This is a genomic window from Variovorax xiamenensis (assembly GCF_050916385.1).
Taxonomy (GTDB): Bacteria; Pseudomonadota; Gammaproteobacteria; order Burkholderiales; family Burkholderiaceae_C; genus Variovorax.
On record NZ_CP139038.1, the window covers coordinates 6,145,626 to 6,163,981 of the forward strand.

Genomic DNA, 18,356 nt, shown 5'->3' on the forward strand with positions numbered 1-18,356 from the left:
CCATGTCCACCGATATCGAATTCGCCGACGACGACCAGGCGTTCATCAACTCCCAGCAGTTCCAGGACATCAAGAGCTGGACGCACGATCACCTGCTCAGTCGCATCGAGGAGCTGGGCGCGGAGTTCGGCCGCTGGTCGCGCGCATCGATCCAGCAGTTCGTCGAACTGGAGGTCGACAGCTTCGTGCGGCTGCGCCGCGTGCCGATCAACGACCGCGAGATGCAGCTCATCTCCGACGCGCTCACCAAGGAGCTCGCGGGCTTCGGGCCGCTGGAAGACCTGCTCAACGACCCAGCCGTGGAAGATATCCTGATCAACGGCTACCAGAACGTGTACGTGTCGCGCCACGGCGTGCTGGAGCGCGAGACGGTGCGCTTCGCCGACTCCGAGCACGTGATGCGCATCGTGCGGCGCATCCTCGCACCGCTCGGTCGTCGGCTCGACGAATCGAACCCGATGGTCGACGCGCGCCTGCCCGACGGCGGGCGTATCAACGTGATCATCGAACCGTTGGCCATCGACGGCCTGTCGGTGTCGATCCGCAAGTTCCGCAAGGAGCCGCTCACGCCGGCCGACTTGGTGAAGCTCGGCACCTTCGACGCGGGCATGGCGCAACTGCTGGAGATCGCGGTGCGCGCGCGCTGCAACGTCCTCGTGAGCGGCGGCACCAGCTCGGGCAAGACCTCGCTGCTGAACGCGCTGGCCAGCTTCATCCCGGCGCGCGAGCGCGTGATCACCATCGAGGACACGGCCGAACTCTCGCTCGGCACCAGCCACGTGGTGCGACTCGAAAGCCGCCCCGGCGGCTTCGACGGCCAGGGCGTGGTGTCGATCCGCGACCTGCTGCGCAACAGCCTGCGCATGCGGCCCGACCGCATCATCGTGGGCGAGGTGCGCGGCGCCGAAGTCATCGAGATGATGCAGGCCATGAACACCGGCCACGAGGGCTCGATGGGCACCATCCACGCGAGCTCGCCGCGTGAGTGCCTTTACCGCCTGGAGATGCTCGCGGGCTTCGCGGGCTATCAGGGCAGTGAAGTGAGCCTGCGCCGGCAGATCGCCAACGCCATCGACTTCATCGTGCAGATCGGGCGGCTGTCGAACGGGCAGCGCCGCATCATCTCGCTGAGCGAGGTCACGGGCGTCAATGACAACGTGGTGGCGATGCAGGAGCTGTACCGCTACGAGCCGATCGCCACGCCCGACGGCGAGGAGCGCGACCGCTGGGTATCGCTGGGCATCGCGCCGCACTCGCCGAAGATCACGCGCTTCCGCCAGTCGCTGCAGCGCGCGGCGCAGCACGGAGGAGACGGCCGTGCATGAAGCCCTGCTCGTCGCGCTGTGCATCGCGCTGCTGATGGCGGCCGCGGGGCTGCTGCTGTGGCAGTGGGCGAAGAGCAGGCAGGGGCGAGAGGCGACGGGGCGGCATCTGAGCCAGCAGATCCAGGCGACCGCCGCTGCGGCCGATGCAGCGCCGATACCGATGCCGCTGAGGGACGCACCGAGCGATGGCCTTGCTTCCGGCCTCACCACCGACCCCTGGCTGGATAACGGGGCTGCGCCCCCTGCACCCGAACGCACCAGCCTGCTCGAACGGATGATCCCCGGATGGATGGTGGGCGTGGTCGAGCCGCGCACCATCGCCTTCGCACTGGCAACCATCGCCGGCGTCGTCCTGCTGGTCGGCCTGCTGGTCGGCTGGCTCGCGGCACTGGGTGTGCTGTTCTTGCTGGTGCTTCTGACGAGCTTCGCCTTGTGGCTGCAGCTGCAGAAATTCCGCCGCAAGCTGATTCGCCAGCTTCCCGGCTATATCGACGCCATGGTGCGGCTGATCACCATCGGCAACTCCACGCAGGCGGCATTCCAGCTCGCTATCGCGACCACGCAGGCGCCGTTGCGCGGCCACCTGGAGCGTGCGGCGGCACTGGTGCGCGCGGGGGTGGATCTCGACCGGGCACTGCACCAGACGGCGGACAACGTGCGCATCGAGGAAATGTACCTGCTGGCGTCCATCCTTGGACTGGGCGTACGCTACGGCGGGCGCGCCGACCTGCTGCTGGAGCGCGTGAGCAACTTCATGCGCGACCGCGAGCAGGCAGAGCAGGAACTCATCGCCATATCGTCCGAGACACGGCTTTCGGCCTGGATCCTTGGCCTGCTGCCAGTGGGAGTCGGTGCTTTCCTGATCCTCACCAACCCCAGCTATTTCATGGGGATGTGGAACGACGACACCGGGCGCATCCTGATCTTTTCCGCGGTGGGCCTGCAGTTGACAGGCGCTGCGCTGCTCTATCGCCTGGCGAGGCTGGCATGACGACGCTCACGTCCAGTCAGCTTGCCATCTTCAGCATCGTGCTGCTAGCGCTTGGCCTGCTGGTGGGTGCCGCGGCGCTCATCGCAGCCGAGTTGCGTCGCACGCGCAGCGGGCAGGTCATCGGCCGGGCCATCAGACAGGCGGCCGTCGCCACCGATCCCGGGTCGAAGTCCGCCGTCGAACTCGCCGTGGATCAGGATGCCCCTCCCAAACCCGAACTCGATCTGCCCTTCCACTGGCTGGATTCGAAGCTCGGCCGCGCGCTGGTGGCAGATGAAGACCGCAACCTCATCGACCAGTGCGGCTTTCCGCCGAAGCGGTCACAACTCATCTTCCTGGTTGCGCGGATCTCTCTCGCCTTCCTGCTCCCGCTGTTGGCCTACGTCTTCTGGAGCAGCGGGCATACGCGCAGCACCGTCACCATCGTCCTTGCCACTGCGACCGCCGTCGGCTTCATGGCTCCCAAATGGGTGCTCGGCCGCATCGCCGCCGGGCGGCGTGAACGCGCGGCCCAGGAACTGCCCCTGTTCATCGACCTGCTGCGCCTGTTGCAGGGCGTGGGCCTGAGTCTGGACCAGAGCCTGCAGATCATGGCGACCGACTTTCGACACGTTCTTCGCGTGCTTGGTTTCGAACTGGCCATTGCCAACGCGCAGTACAGCCAGGGCCGCACGCGCGAGCATTCGCTGCATCGCCTCGCAACGCTGCACAAGAACGAAAACATGCGCGGCCTCGTCTCACTGCTGGTGCAGGTCGACAGGCATGGCGGTGCCGTGCAGGAGCCGCTGCGCATCTACAGCGACCGGCTGCGCGAAAGCCGCCGCTCCGAGATGAAGGAGCGCATCGGCAAGATCACCGTGAAGATGACCGGCGTCATGGTGACCACGCTACTGCCGGCGCTGGTCATCGTTACTGCGGGGCCAGGTTTCATCGCGATATTCCGTTCACTGGGAGCCATCGGCAAATGACCCTCCTCGATCTTCCTGTGTGCACGAGCCTTGCCGGCCGGCTTCTGTCCTGTGGCGCCGCGGCAATGGCCGCAATCGCGATCACGGGGTGCGGCGCGCTCAAGGACCAGTACGCCGCCGCTGCCGATGCGCAGCAGCGTGCTTCCGCTGAAGCAGCAGCCGACACCAAGGCAGGTGCCGCGGTCGATACCAGGGCCACGTATCTCAAGCTTGTAGAGCAGATGCAGAAGGAGGGCCTGTGGTTCGCCTCGCTGGCACACATCGATGCACTCGAACAGCGCTGGGGCGTCTCGCCCGAATCGACCCGCATGCGCGCCGACGCCCTTCGCCAGACGGGGCAGGCCGTGGAGAGCGAGCAGGCCTACAAGCGCCTCTTAGGAACGCCGCTGGAAGGCGCCGGCTATCGCGGCCTCGGCCTGCTGGCAGGCGCGCGCGGCAGCTTTGCCGAAGCCGTGCAGTCGCTGAAACAGGCCCAGCGCCTGACACCGACCGACGCAGCCCTGCTCAGCGACCTGGGCTATGCCAGCCTGCGCGCGGGACAGATCGACGAGGCCCGGCTGCCGCTGATGCAGGCGCTGCAGTTGCGTCCTGACAGCGCCCAGGCCCAGTCGAACCTCGCGCTGTATCTCGAAGTCACGGGTCAGAGCGAACAGGCGGAGAGGCTGATGGAAGCCAACCGCATGTCAACCGCGGCTCGTGCGGCGGTGCGAGACGCGGCGCAGCAACTGCGCGCGGGCGGCACGGCGCCTCTCGCGGCAGCCCGCGTCACGCCACCTTCCGTTGCCGTCGTGCGTCCACTCCCCACCGCCACGGAGGCAGCGCGCGAAGACACGGCCGTGCCGCAGCAACAGCCGCTGATGCTCAAGGCCTCCAGATGGTCCGGCAGCGGCGGCATCCGCACGGCCAGCCAACTCAACCCCGTCGCAGCGGATGCCGCGACTTCCATTTCGCCGACTTCGACTTCACGAGGCACCCAATGAGAAGAGAAGAAAAACAAGTACGCACCCTTGCCACGAATGGTCTGGCCATGCTGTCCGCGCTCGGTATCGCAGCCGTGCTGATGGCCATCACGCCCACGGTGAAGGCACAGCAGCAAAACCAGCCCGCACCGGCCAAGGTTCAGGAGCCGAAGGCCGCGCCCGTCGCGGGTGCCGCAACCGCAGCGGCGCCCGCACCGATGCCTGAGCACGCACAAGGCCAGGAAGGGATGGACGAGGAGGACTATGTCATCTACGAACCGCTGCAGGTCGGAGATGCCACGCGTGATCTCTTCGCATGGCAGCGCGGCGGCGAGATTGCGTCCAATACGCCACGCCCCATTGCCGGCAACGTCGCGAACCGCAGTTACGAGCGCTATCTGAAGAGCTTCGATTTCCCGATTCCCGAGCGCATGAGCTCGACCGTGAAGCAGACGGGTGGCGGCTCGGGCTCCAGCGGCTCCGCCTCGAAATAGGCGAACACGCAGCCAGCACAAACGCACCGGGCATGGCCATGGACAGCACCCTGCGACTTCGCAACCGCAATCATGCGCACGCTCAGCGCGGCGCGTACGCGGTCGAGTTCGCCATGGTGTTCCTGATCTCCTTTTCCTTGCTCTACGGGGTCATCACTTACGGCATGCTGTTCGCGTTCCGCATGGGGCTGCAGAACGCAGCGGAAGACGGTGCCCGAGCAGCGTTGCGCTACCAGCCCACCCTTGCGAAGCGTGCCGATCAGGCCAAGGCGACTGCAACGTCCAGCAGCAACTGGATGCCAAGCATCGTGGCTCCAACCGCCGACGCGACGGTATGCGAAGTGGCAAGCAACAACTGCACTGCTCCCACGGACTCCAGCTGCGCCGTCTGGGCAACCCGATGCCAGATGGTCGTGACCGTCAAGGCCTCCAACCTGAAACTCCTGCTGCCGCCATTCCCCAGTTTTGCCATGCCTGACCAGATCGTCGGCCAGGCCAGCATGCTCCTCGACGGGAGGGCACCATGAGCCGCATTCCGATGGCCGGTCACAGAACGGGCACCCGCTTCCTGCAGCGAGGCGTGGCGGCCATCGAGTTCGCGCTTGTCTTCGGCGTGCTCTTCAGCGTGCTCTATGCGATCGCGACCTTCGGCGCCGTGCTCTATACGCAGCAGGCCGTGACACGTGCCGCGGAAGAAGGTGCCCGGACAGCAGGCCTTGTCACGTCGCCCGTCGCAGGCGACGCGCGGGTCAAGGACGCCGTTTACGCCGCCTTGGCCAACTCGCTCATCGTTCCCGTCTCGGCAAATGCCGATGTGACAACCAGGCGGAGCTGGATCGTTTCCAACGTGAGCGTCGACCCTGCCACGAGCGGCACCGGAACAACAGCCAGCTACGTGGTGACAGTGAGCTACCCCTATAGCGCGAACCGCTTGCTGCCATCAATACCGTTGCTGGATATCAGCACATGGATGCCCGATCAACTGCGGAGTCGCTCGACCATCGCACTTCGATCGTCCTGAGGAGTTCCATTGCCATGAACGCAGCACTCCATAGCCTTTCTCGTCGCCAGCGGATTCAGGGATCGGTCCTGGTCAACACGGCCATTGCGATGAGCCTGATTGTCATCACCCTGCTGGGCACCCAGCTCGGATACCTCTTTTTCGTCAAGAGGGAGCTCCAGAAGACCGCTGACCTCGCGGCGCTGTCGGGCGCCCAGTCGCTTCAACCATTTCTCTGCACCGACGCGAAGACGGCAGCCGTCACGAACGCTGCGCAAAACATGCCGCCCTTGCTCCCTGCCCTCACCGGGGCAGATGTGGAATGCGGAAACTGGGATCCGAGCAATCCCAACCGGACGGCACCCCAGTACTTCGGAGCGCCCGGTACCGGCCAGGCTTTCAATGCGGTACGGGTCACCATCACGAGGACTCCCGCATTGCTCCTGCCAGGCATTTCCGGCAGCCAGTCAGCCACCATCAGCGTGCAGGCACTTGCCGCACAACGACAGCCACTCGCTTCGCTGAGCATTCGTAGCACGCTGCTGAGCATCGACTCCAAGCAGTCGGCATTGCTGAACGCCCTTCTTGGCGGTCTGCTGGGTGGCTCGCTCTCGGTCCAGACTGCGGGCTGGCAGGGGCTGCTCAACACCGACATCCAGTTGTTGAGCTTCCTCGATCAACTCAAGATTGCCCTGAACATCAGCGCCGCCAACTATGACCAGGTGCTCGCGACCAATGTAGACGCCGGCGTCCTGCTCCAGGCCATGATCTCCGTCATGGAACGCAGCGGCAACACTGCCGCCGCCACCATCCAGGCATTGCGCGACATTCTCGTCAGCGTTCAGGCTGCGCCGTTCACTCTCAAACTCGCCGACCTTCTTGGCGTCGCGAGTGGAACGGACGCCGCTGGACTGAGCACCAACCTTCAACTCTTTCAACTCGTGCAAGGGATGATCCAGGTAGCGAACGGCAAGAACGGCCTCGCAGCCAATGTGCCGATCACCGTCCCTGGAATTGCCAGCGTCACAGCGAAGGTACAAGTGGTCGAGCCCCCCCAAGTCTCGGCCGTGGGAAATCCGATGCTCGTGAATCCCAGTCTCGGGGTTAGCGATCCGAACAGGATCTACGTGCGCACTGCGCAAGTCCGTTTGCTCTTGTCCGTCAATCTCGACGGAATCACAAACCTTCTTTCGAACTTACTTTCCACTGTGACTGGAGCACTCTCTCCACTTATCAATTTTCTCGATAGCGTCGCGACCTTGAATCTCGGAACAATTGTGTCCGACTTGGTTGCAACGATTGTCTGCAGCGGCAATTGCCCAGTGACAAAGGTTATTTACACGCAAGCTCTTCCCGCACCCATTGAAATTGGCATCAGTGCTGGCAACGGTGCCGGACTAGTTACAGGCCATACATGCAACAGCTCTGATAGCAAATCATTGAATGTCCAAGCCAGCACTAGTGTGGCTCGGTTGAATGTCGGCAAGGTTTCGAACATCTTTTCGTCTTCTGTGCCGGCAACAGCCGCTCCTGTAGGCATCGTCGAGATCGGCTATCGCGAAGCCAAGTTCGACTGGTGTCTTCTGTCGCTGATCTGCAGCCCCAAGAAATGGAAGGCTGCGAACGGTACGTATGTGACTGACATGGGGCTTGCCCAGAAAACTGTCATCTCCGGACTTGGCCTTGTCGTCAACTCGGACGTCGGCGGAAGCGCAAGTGGCACCGCGCTGACTTATGTTGCTCCAGCTCCGGCAAACCTACCAGAGATCGATGCCGCGCCATATGACGGCACAGGCAAGGATCCATCATTCAAGGCCATTAGCTCTACGTCGCTTGTGCAAAGTTTGGGGTCCACGCTAGGTGGAATCCAGATTCAGCCCTACTCAAGCGACAGCAGCGGTGTCCTCGGAGGCCTGCTGAACGGCACCTTCAGCCTGATCAGCAACCTTCTGAACACTCTACAGACGGTGGTCACGAACGCACTCGGCCCCCTGCTTGATCCTGCCGTCAATGCGCTACTGAACCTTCTGGGAATCGACCTAGCGCAAGCAGAGGTCGGGGCCCGCCTCTCCTGCAATCGAGGCGCCCAGCTGGTCTATTGATATGCGCGTATTTCCAAGATGAATTCCCCCGCCGCCAATTTCGACGAACTCGACCTCTTTGTCTGGGAAGGCAAAGCCGACATCCTCGACCGCATCGCGCGGTGCATGGCGAGCTTCGACGTGGAGGTCGTCCGGGCCGACGGCATGCCGCCTCCGCCGCAGGACGCTGGCGTGGCGATGCGGCCAGCGGTGGCGATCATCAGCGTGACTGTCATCGACAGCGGCGGGCTGGCGCATGCCACGGAGCTGCTGCAGGGCATGCCGGTGATCTGGGTGGCGGCCGGCTCGCGCGAGCGCGACTCGCGCACCTATCCGCCCGAGTACCTGCACGTGCTGCCCTACGACTTCACCTGCGCCGAGCTGCGCACGATGGTCGCGAAGCTGGTGCGGCAGCTGCGCGCGCGCGAGGTGGCGCCGCAGGCGCCCGACGTGCTGGTGGCGCACTCCGAGGCGATGAAGGCGCTGCTGGCCGAGGTGAACGCCTTTGCCGACTGCGACCACAGCGTGCTGGTGCGCGGCGAGACGGGCGTGGGCAAGGAGCGCATCGCGCAGCAGCTGCACCTGGGCCACCAGCGCTATGGCAAGGGCGCGTTCGTTGCGGTGAACTGCGGCGCGATTCCCGACGGGCTCTTCGAGTCGCTCTTCTTCGGCCATACCAAGGGTTCGTTCACGGGCGCGGTGCATGCGCATCGCGGCTACTTCGAGCAGGCCACGGGCGGCACGCTGTTCCTCGACGAAATTGGCGACCTGCCGCGCTACCAGCAGGTCAAACTGCTGCGCGTGCTGGAGGACAACGCGGTCACGCGGCTGGGCGCGACGGCGCCGGTGCGGGTGGACTTCCGGCTCGTGGCTGCCACCAACCGCAACCTGCGCGAGATGGTGGCCAGCGGCGAGTTCCGCGCCGACCTGTTCTACCGGCTCGCGGTGATCGAGCTGCACGTGCCCAGCCTCGAGGAGCGCGGCGAGATCGACAAGATCGCGATCTTCAAGGCGCTGCTGAGCAACGTGCTCGGCGAAGAACTCGAAGCCCTGGGCGAGACGCCGCATTGGCTCAGCGACGCGGTGGCCGAGACCTACTTCCCCGGCAACGTGCGCCAGCTGCGCAACCTCGCGGAGCGCGTGGGCGTGATCGCGCGGCAGCTGCACGGCTGGGACCAGAACCTGATCCAGCGCGCCATCGCGCTCACGCGCGGCACGCCCGCGCCGGCGGCATCGGCCGGCAACGGCGGCATGAACGGCAGCGGCGGCGGCATCGGCTCGATCGATGGCAGCGCGGACCGCAAGGGCTGGAACAGCAGCGAGCGCAACCGCATCATCGCGGCGCTGGAGATCAACGACTGGAAGCGCCAGGACACCGCGCAGCACCTGGGCATCAGCCGCAAGGTGCTGTGGGAGAAGATGCGCAAGTACCAGATCCTCGACGGCGAGCCCGGCATTCCCGAAGAGCAGTAGGTTCGCTCCCAGGCTGCGCGGCACTTCGTGTCGCTTCGCCAATCCCCTGCCGGGGGCAACACCTGAGGCCCGGCGAAGCCGGTTCCTCGGTGTTCCCGAATTGGCTTCGCTTCGCTTGCCTCGTGTTTATGGGATGGAGAGGCGCTGGGCTCTGCGCAGGGCCGGCGGCGCTCCTGCTGCCCCGGTCGCGCGTTCGGTCACTATCGGTTCGCTGGCGCAAGCCGTGTTGCTCGAGATGCAGAGCTTCGCGAGCAGGCCGTCTTCGGTGAGCACCTGGCGGCTGGGCGCGCCGAAGAGGCGGTCGATCCAGTTGTTGGGGCCGGCCGGGTCGATGCGCAGTTCGCCGGTGGTGCGCGCCAGGCGCAGCTCGGAGATGCGCAGGTCGAAGACGCCGTCGACGTAGTCGAAGAGCAGCGTGTAGTAGTCGAGCTGCGCGTCGAGCACCTTGGGCAGGGTCTCGCGGCCGAACTCCATCAGGCGGCGGCGGCCGCGGAAGGCCTGGCCGGAAGTGCTGACGGCCTCCATGAGCTGCTTCTCGCGCTCGCGGCCCGAGACGGTGCGCGACCACGAGGCCGCCGTGAGCTCGAACAGGTTGAGCTTCACGCCTTCGAGCTTGGCTTCCTGGTTGGCGACTTCGGCCAGCGCCGACTTCATGCGCAGCTGCCGGTCGAAGCCGTTGCCGAAGTTCCAGTTGAGTTCGAAGGCCGCGCGCGTCGGGTCCTGCGGCGACACGCCGCGCGGGTCCTTGCTCTTCACGAGCACCGCGTCGAGCGTCGGATAGAGGCTCGCGTCCTGCTGGTCGGCCAGCGCCCTCGCCCGCTCGATGCGGCCCTGCGCCTCGGCGATCTCGGTGCTGCGCGCCTCGGCGCGGCGCAGCGCTTCTTCCTGCGTGCCGATGCGCCACTGTTGCGGCGCCGCGAGCACGGGCAGCGACTCGGCATTCGGCGAGAACTTGAAGTAGTTGCGAAACTTGGCGAGCGCCTCGTCGCGCTGCGCCTCGAAGTCGGACTCGCGCGCGGCCACCAGCGCGCGGCGCGAGGCGGCCATGTTGAGGTCGTTGTCGCCGCTCACGCCCAGCGCCACGCGGCGGGCCTCGGCCTTCGACAGCTCGGCCACCACCTCGGAGGCCTTGTGCGCGATCTGCTTCTTGAGGTCGAAGCGTTGCACCTGCAGGTAGGCGGTGAGTGCGTCCAGCACCACCTTCTGCGAGGTGGTGATGACGGCCTCGTCGTCGGCCTGGTTGCCCGCCTCGGCGGCGCGCTGCGCGGCGCTCATGGCACCGCCGTCGAGCAGGCTCACGCGGGCCTCGGCCGTGAGCACGGTGTAGCTCTGCGTCTTGGCGTTGGCCGCGCCGCTGTTGTAGTTGCCCGACGAGGTGCCGACCTTGAACTTCGGGTAGCGCGCCTGCTTGGCCGCATCCACGCCGTAGCTGCTGGTGTTGGCGGCCGCCTGCGCGGTCTGCACCTCAGGGTAGTCCTGCGAGAGCGCGATCAGCGCCTGTTTCACCTGCTGCGCATAGCTGACGGCGCCCAGCGAAGGCGCCGAGAGCCTGCGCGACACGGTCAGCCGCGTGGCGCTTTCGATCTCCTGCTGCTGCACAAGCAGATCCGGAAGCTGCTGCTGTTGTAGTGGTTGCTGCTGTTCCTGCGCAAAGGCAGCGGGCGGCAGCGCGAAGCCCGCGCACAGCGCCGCGCAGACGGCGCCGGTGCCAACGCGACGCAGATCGACCGGTTTGCGGTACTTCATGGTTCGCGGAAAGCTTCGCGGCGAAGCTTGAGCACAGGTCGCAGGATGTACCAGATGAACGGGTCGGTGCCCACGCGCAGGTCCACTTCGGACTCCATGCCGGCGGTGATGCGGTTCTCGGGGCGCCCCACATGCGACTGCGACATGCTGATGAGCAGCCGGTAGTAGGGCGCACCGTTGGAAATCGCCGGGTCGCGGTCGGCATCGGCGGCCACCAGCCTGACCTTGCCGTCGACCGCGCCGTAGCGCAGGTAGTCGTAGGCGGTGATCTTCACGCGCGCCTGCTGGCCCACTTCGATGAAGCCGCGGTCGTTGGGGTTGAGCCGCGCCTCGACCATGATCTCGTCCTCGTCGGGCACCACCTCGAGGATGGACTCGCCGGGCTTCACCACCCAGCCGGGGCTGGAGTTGCGCAGGCCCTTCACGATGCCGTCCGACGGGGCCTTCACCACCGTGCGCGAGCGCTGCGTGCGCGCGCGTGCCAGGTCTTCGCTCAGGCTCGCGAACTGGCGCTCGACGGTGGCCAGTTCGTCCGACGCGCGGCGGCGGAAGCGCCCTTCGGCCTCCGCCATCTTGGCCTGCGCCTCGGTGATGGAGGCGTTGGCCGAGACCACGCCCTGGCGCGCCACCGCGAGTTCGCTGCGCACGCTCTCGGCCTGGCGCCGTTTCTCCAGCACTTCCACCTGGCCGACCAGCTTCTCGCTGAGCAGCTGCTCGGAGATTTCCAGTTCCTTCTGCATCAGCGCCAGCCGGTCGCTCAGGCCCTTGACCTTGGCCTCCTGCTCCAGCTTCTTGCTGCGCGCCTGCTCCAGGCCCGACACGGCACCGGCCATCACGCCGCGCTGCTCGAGCGCGCGGGCCTGGTAGGCGCCGGTCTCGCCCTCGAACACGCCTTCGTCGATGTCGGTGGCGAAGGACTGGCGCGTGAGCGGCTGGCCGCGGCTCTCGGCCATGAGCCGCACGCGCGTGGCCTGCGTGGCGGCGTAGCGGGCAGTCAGTTCTTCCAGGTTGAGGCCGCTGCCGCCCAGGTCGATCTCGACCAGCGACTGGCCCTGCTTGACCTTCTCGCCTTCCTTCACCAGCACGTTGCTAACGATGCCGCCTTCCAGATGCTGGATGGACTTCACGCGGTCCGAGGGAATCACGCGGCCCGGCGCGACCACCACGGTCTCCATCGGAAAACCGAGGCCGACCAGCGCCAGCACCGCGATCGCGCCGCCGATGATCCACTGCCGCCGCCGCCCCTGCGGCGAGGTCTGGGCCGCGCGCTTCTCGTTCTCGTCCTGAAGAATCTGCGGCAGGTCTGATTTCAAGTCGCGTCCCCGATCACTCTTCGTTCGTCACTCATCGTTCGTCGCCCGCCGCTCACGCCATCGAGCGGGAAGCCGGGGAGGCTCCCGCCGCGCCGTCTTCCGCGTCGCCCAGCGCCACCAGCGGCTTCTTCACGCCGAACAGCTTCGGCACCATCACCGCCGCCGTGCCCTGCTCCACGTTGCCCTGGCCGGTGACGTGGTAGACCACGTTGGCGGCCGAGACGATGCGCAGCGAATGCGTGACCACCACCACGGTGCGCACCTTGGCCACCGCCAGCAGCGTGGCGAGCAGGTTGCGCTCGCTCTGGAAATCGAGGTCGTTGCTGGGCTCGTCGAGCACCAGCACCGAGGGCTTGCGCAGGAAGCTCATCGCCAGCGCGAGCTTGCGGCGCTCGCCCACCGACACGCCAGTGCCGCCTTCGCCGACCATGGTGCGGTAGCCGTCGGGCAGCCGCGAGATGAAGTCGTGCGCGCCCGAGAGCTTGCAGGCCGCGACGATCTGCTCGTCGCTCTGGCCGGGCGCAGTGCGGCGCATCACGTCGATCAGCGAGCCGCCGAACCAGTAGACCTCCTGCGAGAGGTAGCTGATCCAGCGCGAGAGTTCTTCGCGGCCGAACTGCGAGAGGTCGTACTCGCCGATGCTGACGATGCCGCGCGTGGGTGTGTACAGGCCCGACAGCAGCTTCACCAGCGTGGACTTGCCCGCGCCGTTGCGCCCGACGATCACGTGCAGGCCGCCCGGGCCGATGTCGAGGTCGACGTTTTCCAGCACAGGCTGCTGCGCGGTCTCGGTGAAGCTGAAGCTCACGTCCTTCAGCGTGATGCGGCCCAGCGGCTGGGGCAGCGTCATGCCGGTGGGCGGCTTTTCGACCGGCTCGCGCAGCACGGTCTCCAGGCGCTTGGCGGCTTCCTTGGCGGTGGCCAGCGAGCGCCAGTTGGACACCAGCCCGGCCACCGGCTGCAGCGCCTTGAGCGCCAGCATGTTCGAGGCGACGAGGCCGCCGACCGTCATCCACTGCTCCATCACCGAAACGGCGCCCACGGTCACGACCACGACGGAGAAGACGGTGAGCAGCACGGTGGTGCCGTCGCGCGCGGTCTCGATCTGGCCGTTCTTGCTGAAGCTCTCGGCGAGCCAGGCGTTATAGGTCTGGCGCCACATCTCGATGGTGGGCGCGTCGTTGGCCTGGGCCTTGAGGGTTTCGCGCGCGTTGCAGATCTCGGCTGTCACGCGCTCCAGGCCGCGCCCGCGCTGCACTTCCTCGACGCGGCCGGAGCGCACCTCGTCGGCCCACCACCACGCGAGGAAAGACATGATCCCGAGGAAGACCGCCACCACCGGCAGCACCGGCAGCGCGACGATGCCGATGACCACCAGCGCGAAGACAGCCATGGGCAGGTCGAAGATGGATTGGGCCAGCCCGCCGGTGATGGTGCCGCGCACCGAGGCCACGTCGCGGAAGTACAGATGCCACACCGAAGCGGGCCGCGCTTCCAGCGCGCGCAGCGGGCGGCCCAGCATCGAGTTGAGCAATGCGCCCGACACGCCATGGTCGACGATCGCGCCCGCGTTGCGCAGCAGGCGCGAGCGGCGCGTGCGCAGCCAGAACTCGATGCACAGGAAGAACAGGATGCCGCTGACCAGCGCGGCCAGCGTCGATGTGCCGCTGCGCGAGAGCACGCGGTCATACACCTGCAGCAGGAAGATGGAAGGCAGCAGCCCGAACAGGCTGATGGGCAGCGAGCGCCACGCCGCGCTCTTCACGAGCGGGTAGGCCGCGCGGAACGCGGCGTTCAGCGCGCCGGCGTAGGGACTGGCGCCGGGCTCGTCCGGAGTCTCGGCAACCAGTTGGCTTGGCAGGAGGAACTTGATCATGGGAAAGAGCCGGTTCGTCGTGCAATGACGCCTGCGTCATTATCAACTGTTACCCGACTGTTACAAGGCAAATATTCACTCACCGTTTGCTTCAAACACACATCAGCACGGCAGTCTTTGCCCTCTCGCCACATCGGCCCTGATCCCGTGAACCGGACCCGGTTGCGCGGCGCTTCCCGTTACCGCGCAACCGGCCGGCCTCCCTGCCCTGGCCTCCCCCGTCTGCCCTGACAAATCCTGCGCGAAAACCAGCGCGATGTTGGCGCACAGCAGCATGCACAACACCCAGGCGCACAGCAGCTGCAGCCAGCCCAGCCACCATCGGCGCGAGGGCTGCTGGCGGCGCATCGGCGCCTCGTGTTCGAAGGCCGAGTGCAGGAGTGCGTTCAATCTCATGGCAGTGCTTTCAAAACCCGGGCAAGCCGCGACAGGCCCACGCCCGCGGAACTCTTCGCCAGCACCCAGTCGCCGGGCTGCAGCAGCCCGCCGAGCGCGGTCGACAGATCGGACACATCGACGAACCAGTGCGAGCGCACCTTGGTGCGGATACGCGCATGCAGCGCGCGCATCAGCGGCCCGCACAGCAGCACGCGGTCGGGCTGCGATGCGAGCAGCTCGGCCTCCAGGTCGAGGTGGTGGCGTTGCGCGGCGGGGCCGAGCTCCTGCATGTCGCCGAGGATCGCCACGCGCCGCGCCGGCTCGCAGGGCGCCTGCGAGAGCAGCTCCAGCGCCGCGCGCATCGAGCTCGGGTTGGCGTCGTAGGTCTCGTCGATCAGCTTGAAGCTGCCGCCGCCGATGTGAATGGTGTGCAACGCACCGCGCCCGCCCGGCGGCTCGAAGTGCGCGAAGGGCTCGACCGCAGCGGCCAGCGGCAGGCGCAACGCCTGCAGGGCGGCGAGCGCGGCGATGGCGCTCGCGCCCATGTGCCGCCCCGGCGCGTTCAGCCGCAGCTGGAAGGGCTCGCCCGCCACCCGCGCCTGCACCTCGCCGTGGTCGAAGGCGAGCAGGCGCACGTCGGCGTCCTTGTGCTCGCCGTAGGTGACGATCTGCAGCTGCTGCGCCATCGCCGCTTCGGCGAAAGTCGCGAACTCGGGCATGTCGCGGTTGAGCACCACCGCATCGCCCGGCGCCATGGCCAGGAAGACGCGGCTGTCGAGCCGCGCCGCGGCCTCGCTCGGGCCGCGGTGTTTCTGCGACGCGGTGGAAAGCCCCGTCACCACCACCAGCGAGGGCCGCACCAGCTGCGCGGACGCCGGCATGTGCGAGGTGCCCATCTCCAGCACCCAGTAGGACGCGTGCCTCGGCATGCAGGTCATGTTCCAGGCGATGCCGGACGGCAGGCTCACGTTGCCCTCGGGCTGGCCGACCTCGCCCCACACGGTCAGCGCGCCGGCGAGCATGGCGGCCACGGTGCTGCTGCCCGCGCCGCTGCCGAGCACGCCGCACACGCGGCCGGTGAATTCGGCGCGCGCATGGTCGCCCAGCTCCAGCACCGCCTGCAGCACGTTCTGCACCTTGAGCACGGGCACGCGCTTGTCCAGGTGCGGCTTGGGGTCGGAGCACAGCACCGCGGCGGCCGGCTGCAGCACGCCCTTGAGCGTGACGGCGGCCAGCGGCGTCTTGGAAGGCCGGGTCTGGTGGTCGAACACCACGCGGCCCTTGCGCATGAAGGAGCGCTGCGCCACGCCGGCGGCGCGCCATCCGTCCTCGGGCTTGACGACCCATTCGCCGCCGGTCACGCGCGCCATTTCGCTGGCGGTCCATACGGCGCCGTCGTCGCGCCCGCCGCCGGAGCCCGTGCCCGCGGCACCGGGCGCGGCGCGGCGCTCCACGAGATAGCGGTGGTAGGCGGCGAAACCCGAGAGGTATTGCTCCACGTCGTCGATGCGCACGCGGAACGAGTGATGGCGGATGAAGAACGAGCCCACCACGGTCGACGGCCGGCGGAAGTACATCGCCATCTCGGGCCAGAAGAAGCCGTTGAGCAGGTAGTGCGCGCGGTAGTCGAGCGCGCGGTAGAACTTCTCGGTGTCGAGTTCGTCCAGAAGGTGCCGCATCGCGGGCATGCCTTCGAGCCGCTGGAGCATCTGCTGCGCGGCCAGCATGAGTTCGAGCAGCGTCGGGAAGGTGGTCTTCCGGTCGAGCACGAAATCGAGATACCCCGCCACGTTCTGCAGGCCGAAGCGGAAATACTTCTCCTGCGGGCTCCAGTGCGTGAGTTCGCACACGCAGCAGCTGAGCCAATGGTCGTGCGCCTGCCAGTGCTGGCTGGCGATGAAATGGTCGAAGGCCTTCTCCACCACCGCCAGCCATTGCGGCTCGCGCGTGAGGCCGTACAGGCGCATGAGGCCGTAGGCGGCCTCGCCGTCGTAGTAGATGATGCGCGAGGCCTGCTTGACCGTGAGGTCGGCCGCGTGCAGCACGTGGTTGAAGCGGCCGGTGGCCGGGTCCTGCATCGAGGCGATGCCCAGCGCGAGCTTCTCGAGCAGCGGCAGCCAACGGCGCGTGTCCATCAGCTCGCAGTACTTCACGAGCGCGAGCACGCAGGCCGCGTTGCCGCCGAGCTTGATCTCGCCGCCGGTGTCGACGAGGAACGCCACCGCGCGGCCGTCGAGCAGTATGTAGTCGCGGATCAGCGAGCTGGTGAGGTGGTCGAGCGCGCGGTCGATGGCCGCGCGCAGCGTCTCGTCGCGCGTGAGCTCCCACGACTCGAGCATGGCGTACACCGCGCTCGCGTGGCGCATCGCGTCGTAGGTGGGAATGCGGCGGTCGAAGCACGGGAAGTAGCCGTACACGAAGAGGCCGTCGCTCTGCACCTGGCGCGCCAGGTACGAGGAGCCGCTGCGCACGAGCTCCAGCACCGACTGCGGGGTGAGCGCCGGCAGCTGCCGCCGTCCCGCGTCGAGCCCCGTGCCCACCAGCTTGTGCACCACGCCGTCGGGCTGGCAGAACACGCCCACGGTCGCGAGCAGGTAGACGGGCTGGTCCGAGGACATGTCCAGCGGCGGCGAGCACTCGAAGCGCGCCTGGCCGTAGACCTCGAAGTTGCGCGCGTTCACCACCGAATGCGCGATGGTCGAGTCGCCGCACAGCATGGCGTTGGCATTGAGCTCCTGCTCGGTGAAGGCGAGCGCGAAGTCCTTGTCGAAGGCCAGGCCGAGGCGGAAGTAGTTGCGCTTGACCGCGGTGAGCTGGGTCTTGAACTGGGCCCAGTCCATCGGGCTCGCGCCCTCCACCCAGTCGATGCGCAGCCAGGGCGAGACGATGCCGCGCTCGCGCACCCAGCGCTCGACATGCCCCGCGCCTTCGCGCCACGCGGTCTCGAAGTCGGCGGCCCGCGCGTGCACGACATGCGCGCGCTGCGAGCCGTCGCTGACGGAGAAGAACAGCGTGAACGCCGGGTAAGGAGCCGGCAGCGCCGCACACACCGACACCAGGCGTTCGTGGCAGGCGTGGAGCTGGTCTTGGAAGGACATCATTCGGCCCCGTTCGGATGCGGGAAACCGGCCACGCCCGTCATCTGCTTTCGCTCTGGTGACGTGTACGCGGTCCGGGAACTGCCACCACCGAGGTCATCGCGGTGATCCGGCGTCAGCGGTAGCTGAATTCGGCGCGGCGATTGAGCTGATAGCCCTCCTCGGTGGTTTCGAGCGATGCGGGTTTCTCCAGGCCCCAGCTGATGGCCTCGATGCGCTCGGCGGGCACGCCGAGCTGCGTGAGCGCGCGCTGCACCGAGTCGGCGCGGCGCTGGCCCAGTGCCAGGTTGTATTCGCGGCCGCCGCGCTGGTCGGTGTGGCCTTCGATCACGACCCGGCTCTGCGGCCGGTTGCGCAGGAAGCTCGCGTGAGCCTCCACGATGTTGCGGTCGCCGGGCCTGATGTTGTATTTGTCGAAGTCGAAGTAGACGATCTTCGGCACGCCCACCGGCCCGTTCTGCACCGGTGGCGGCGGTGCCGGCTCCACCTTCGGCACCGCGGTCGCAGCCTTGTTCGAGTAGTAGTAGGTCGCATCGTCACGACCGGTCTTGGGGGCCGCGCAGCCCACGAGAACTGCGCCGAGCGCGACGATGGCCACTGTCTGGAAATTCTTTTTCATATCGGTCCTTTCGCGGGACAGGCCGGTGGCGGCCT

At 66.9% G+C, this 18,356-nt stretch carries 14 protein-coding genes; 9 read left to right on the plus strand and 5 right to left on the minus strand.

The window, feature by feature from the left end; genetic code table 11:
* Positions 1 to 2 precede the first annotated feature (2 nt).
* The 9 genes from SFB74_RS28220 (at position 3) to SFB74_RS28260 (ending at position 9,291) form a co-directional block, all read left to right on the plus strand.
* A complete protein-coding gene (locus SFB74_RS28220; protein ID WP_432727736.1) occupies positions 3 to 1,325 on the plus strand; it encodes a CpaF family protein in 1,323 nt (440 codons plus the stop codon).
* Positions 1,318 to 2,316, plus strand: coding sequence for a type II secretion system F family protein (locus SFB74_RS28225; protein ID WP_432727737.1), 999 nt, complete (start codon positions 1,318 to 1,320; stop codon positions 2,314 to 2,316). Before SFB74_RS28220 ends, SFB74_RS28225 begins: the two co-directional genes overlap by 8 nt.
* Positions 2,313 to 3,284 carry a type II secretion system F family protein gene (locus SFB74_RS28230; protein WP_432727738.1) on the plus strand — a complete coding sequence of 324 codons (972 nt, stop codon included), beginning with the start codon at positions 2,313 to 2,315 and terminating at the stop codon, positions 3,282 to 3,284. The genes SFB74_RS28225 and SFB74_RS28230 overlap by 4 nt, the downstream gene beginning before the upstream one ends.
* Positions 3,285 to 3,349: 65 nt before the next feature.
* Positions 3,350 to 4,264: a hypothetical protein gene (locus SFB74_RS28235; protein ID WP_432727739.1), complete on the plus strand. Its 915-nt coding sequence runs from the start codon at positions 3,350 to 3,352 to the stop codon at positions 4,262 to 4,264.
* Positions 4,261 to 4,737: a DUF3613 domain-containing protein gene (locus SFB74_RS28240; protein WP_432727740.1), complete on the plus strand. Its 477-nt coding sequence runs from the start codon at positions 4,261 to 4,263 to the stop codon at positions 4,735 to 4,737. The genes SFB74_RS28235 and SFB74_RS28240 overlap by 4 nt, the downstream gene beginning before the upstream one ends.
* Before the next feature lie 38 nt (positions 4,738 to 4,775).
* Positions 4,776 to 5,264 carry a TadE/TadG family type IV pilus assembly protein gene (locus SFB74_RS28245; protein WP_432727741.1) on the plus strand — a complete coding sequence of 163 codons (489 nt, stop codon included), beginning with the start codon at positions 4,776 to 4,778 and terminating at the stop codon, positions 5,262 to 5,264.
* A complete protein-coding gene (locus SFB74_RS28250) occupies positions 5,261 to 5,758 on the plus strand; it encodes a TadE/TadG family type IV pilus assembly protein (protein ID WP_432727742.1) in 498 nt (165 codons plus the stop codon). The genes SFB74_RS28245 and SFB74_RS28250 overlap by 4 nt, the downstream gene beginning before the upstream one ends.
* Before the next feature lie 14 nt (positions 5,759 to 5,772).
* Positions 5,773 to 7,839, plus strand: coding sequence for a TadG family pilus assembly protein (locus tag SFB74_RS28255; RefSeq protein WP_432727743.1), 2,067 nt, complete (start codon positions 5,773 to 5,775; stop codon positions 7,837 to 7,839).
* Positions 7,840 to 7,857: 18 nt separating this feature from the next.
* Positions 7,858 to 9,291 (plus strand): sigma 54-interacting transcriptional regulator, encoded by a 1,434-nt coding sequence (locus SFB74_RS28260; RefSeq protein WP_432727744.1) that lies wholly within the window; start codon positions 7,858 to 7,860, stop codon positions 9,289 to 9,291.
* Positions 9,292 to 9,417: 126 nt separating this feature from the next.
* On the opposite strand, the gene SFB74_RS28265 is transcribed toward SFB74_RS28260, so the two are convergent.
* From SFB74_RS28265 to pal, 5 genes are all read right to left on the minus strand, one after another.
* The gene (locus SFB74_RS28265) at positions 9,418 to 11,037 is read right to left on the minus strand and encodes a TolC family protein (RefSeq protein ID WP_432727745.1); all 1,620 of its coding nucleotides are present in this window, start codon (positions 11,035 to 11,037) and stop codon (positions 9,418 to 9,420) included.
* Positions 11,034 to 12,350, minus strand: coding sequence for an HlyD family type I secretion periplasmic adaptor subunit (locus SFB74_RS28270; protein WP_432727746.1), 1,317 nt, complete (start codon positions 12,348 to 12,350; stop codon positions 11,034 to 11,036). Before SFB74_RS28270 ends, SFB74_RS28265 begins: the two co-directional genes overlap by 4 nt.
* Positions 12,351 to 12,402: 52 nt before the next feature.
* Complete coding sequence (locus tag SFB74_RS28275; RefSeq protein WP_432727747.1) at positions 12,403 to 14,226, minus strand: peptidase domain-containing ABC transporter; 1,824 nt, start codon at positions 14,224 to 14,226, stop codon at positions 12,403 to 12,405.
* A 392-nt stretch (positions 14,227 to 14,618) separates the two neighbouring features.
* On the minus strand, positions 14,619 to 17,705 hold the full coding sequence (locus tag SFB74_RS28280; RefSeq protein WP_432727748.1) for a glutamate ligase domain-containing protein: 3,087 nt from the start codon (positions 17,703 to 17,705) through the stop codon (positions 14,619 to 14,621).
* 112 nt (positions 17,706 to 17,817) lie between these two features.
* Entirely contained in the window at positions 17,818 to 18,321 is a 504-nt protein-coding gene (pal, locus tag SFB74_RS28285; RefSeq protein WP_432727749.1) for a peptidoglycan-associated lipoprotein Pal, read from the minus strand.
* Positions 18,322 to 18,356 lie beyond the last annotated feature (35 nt).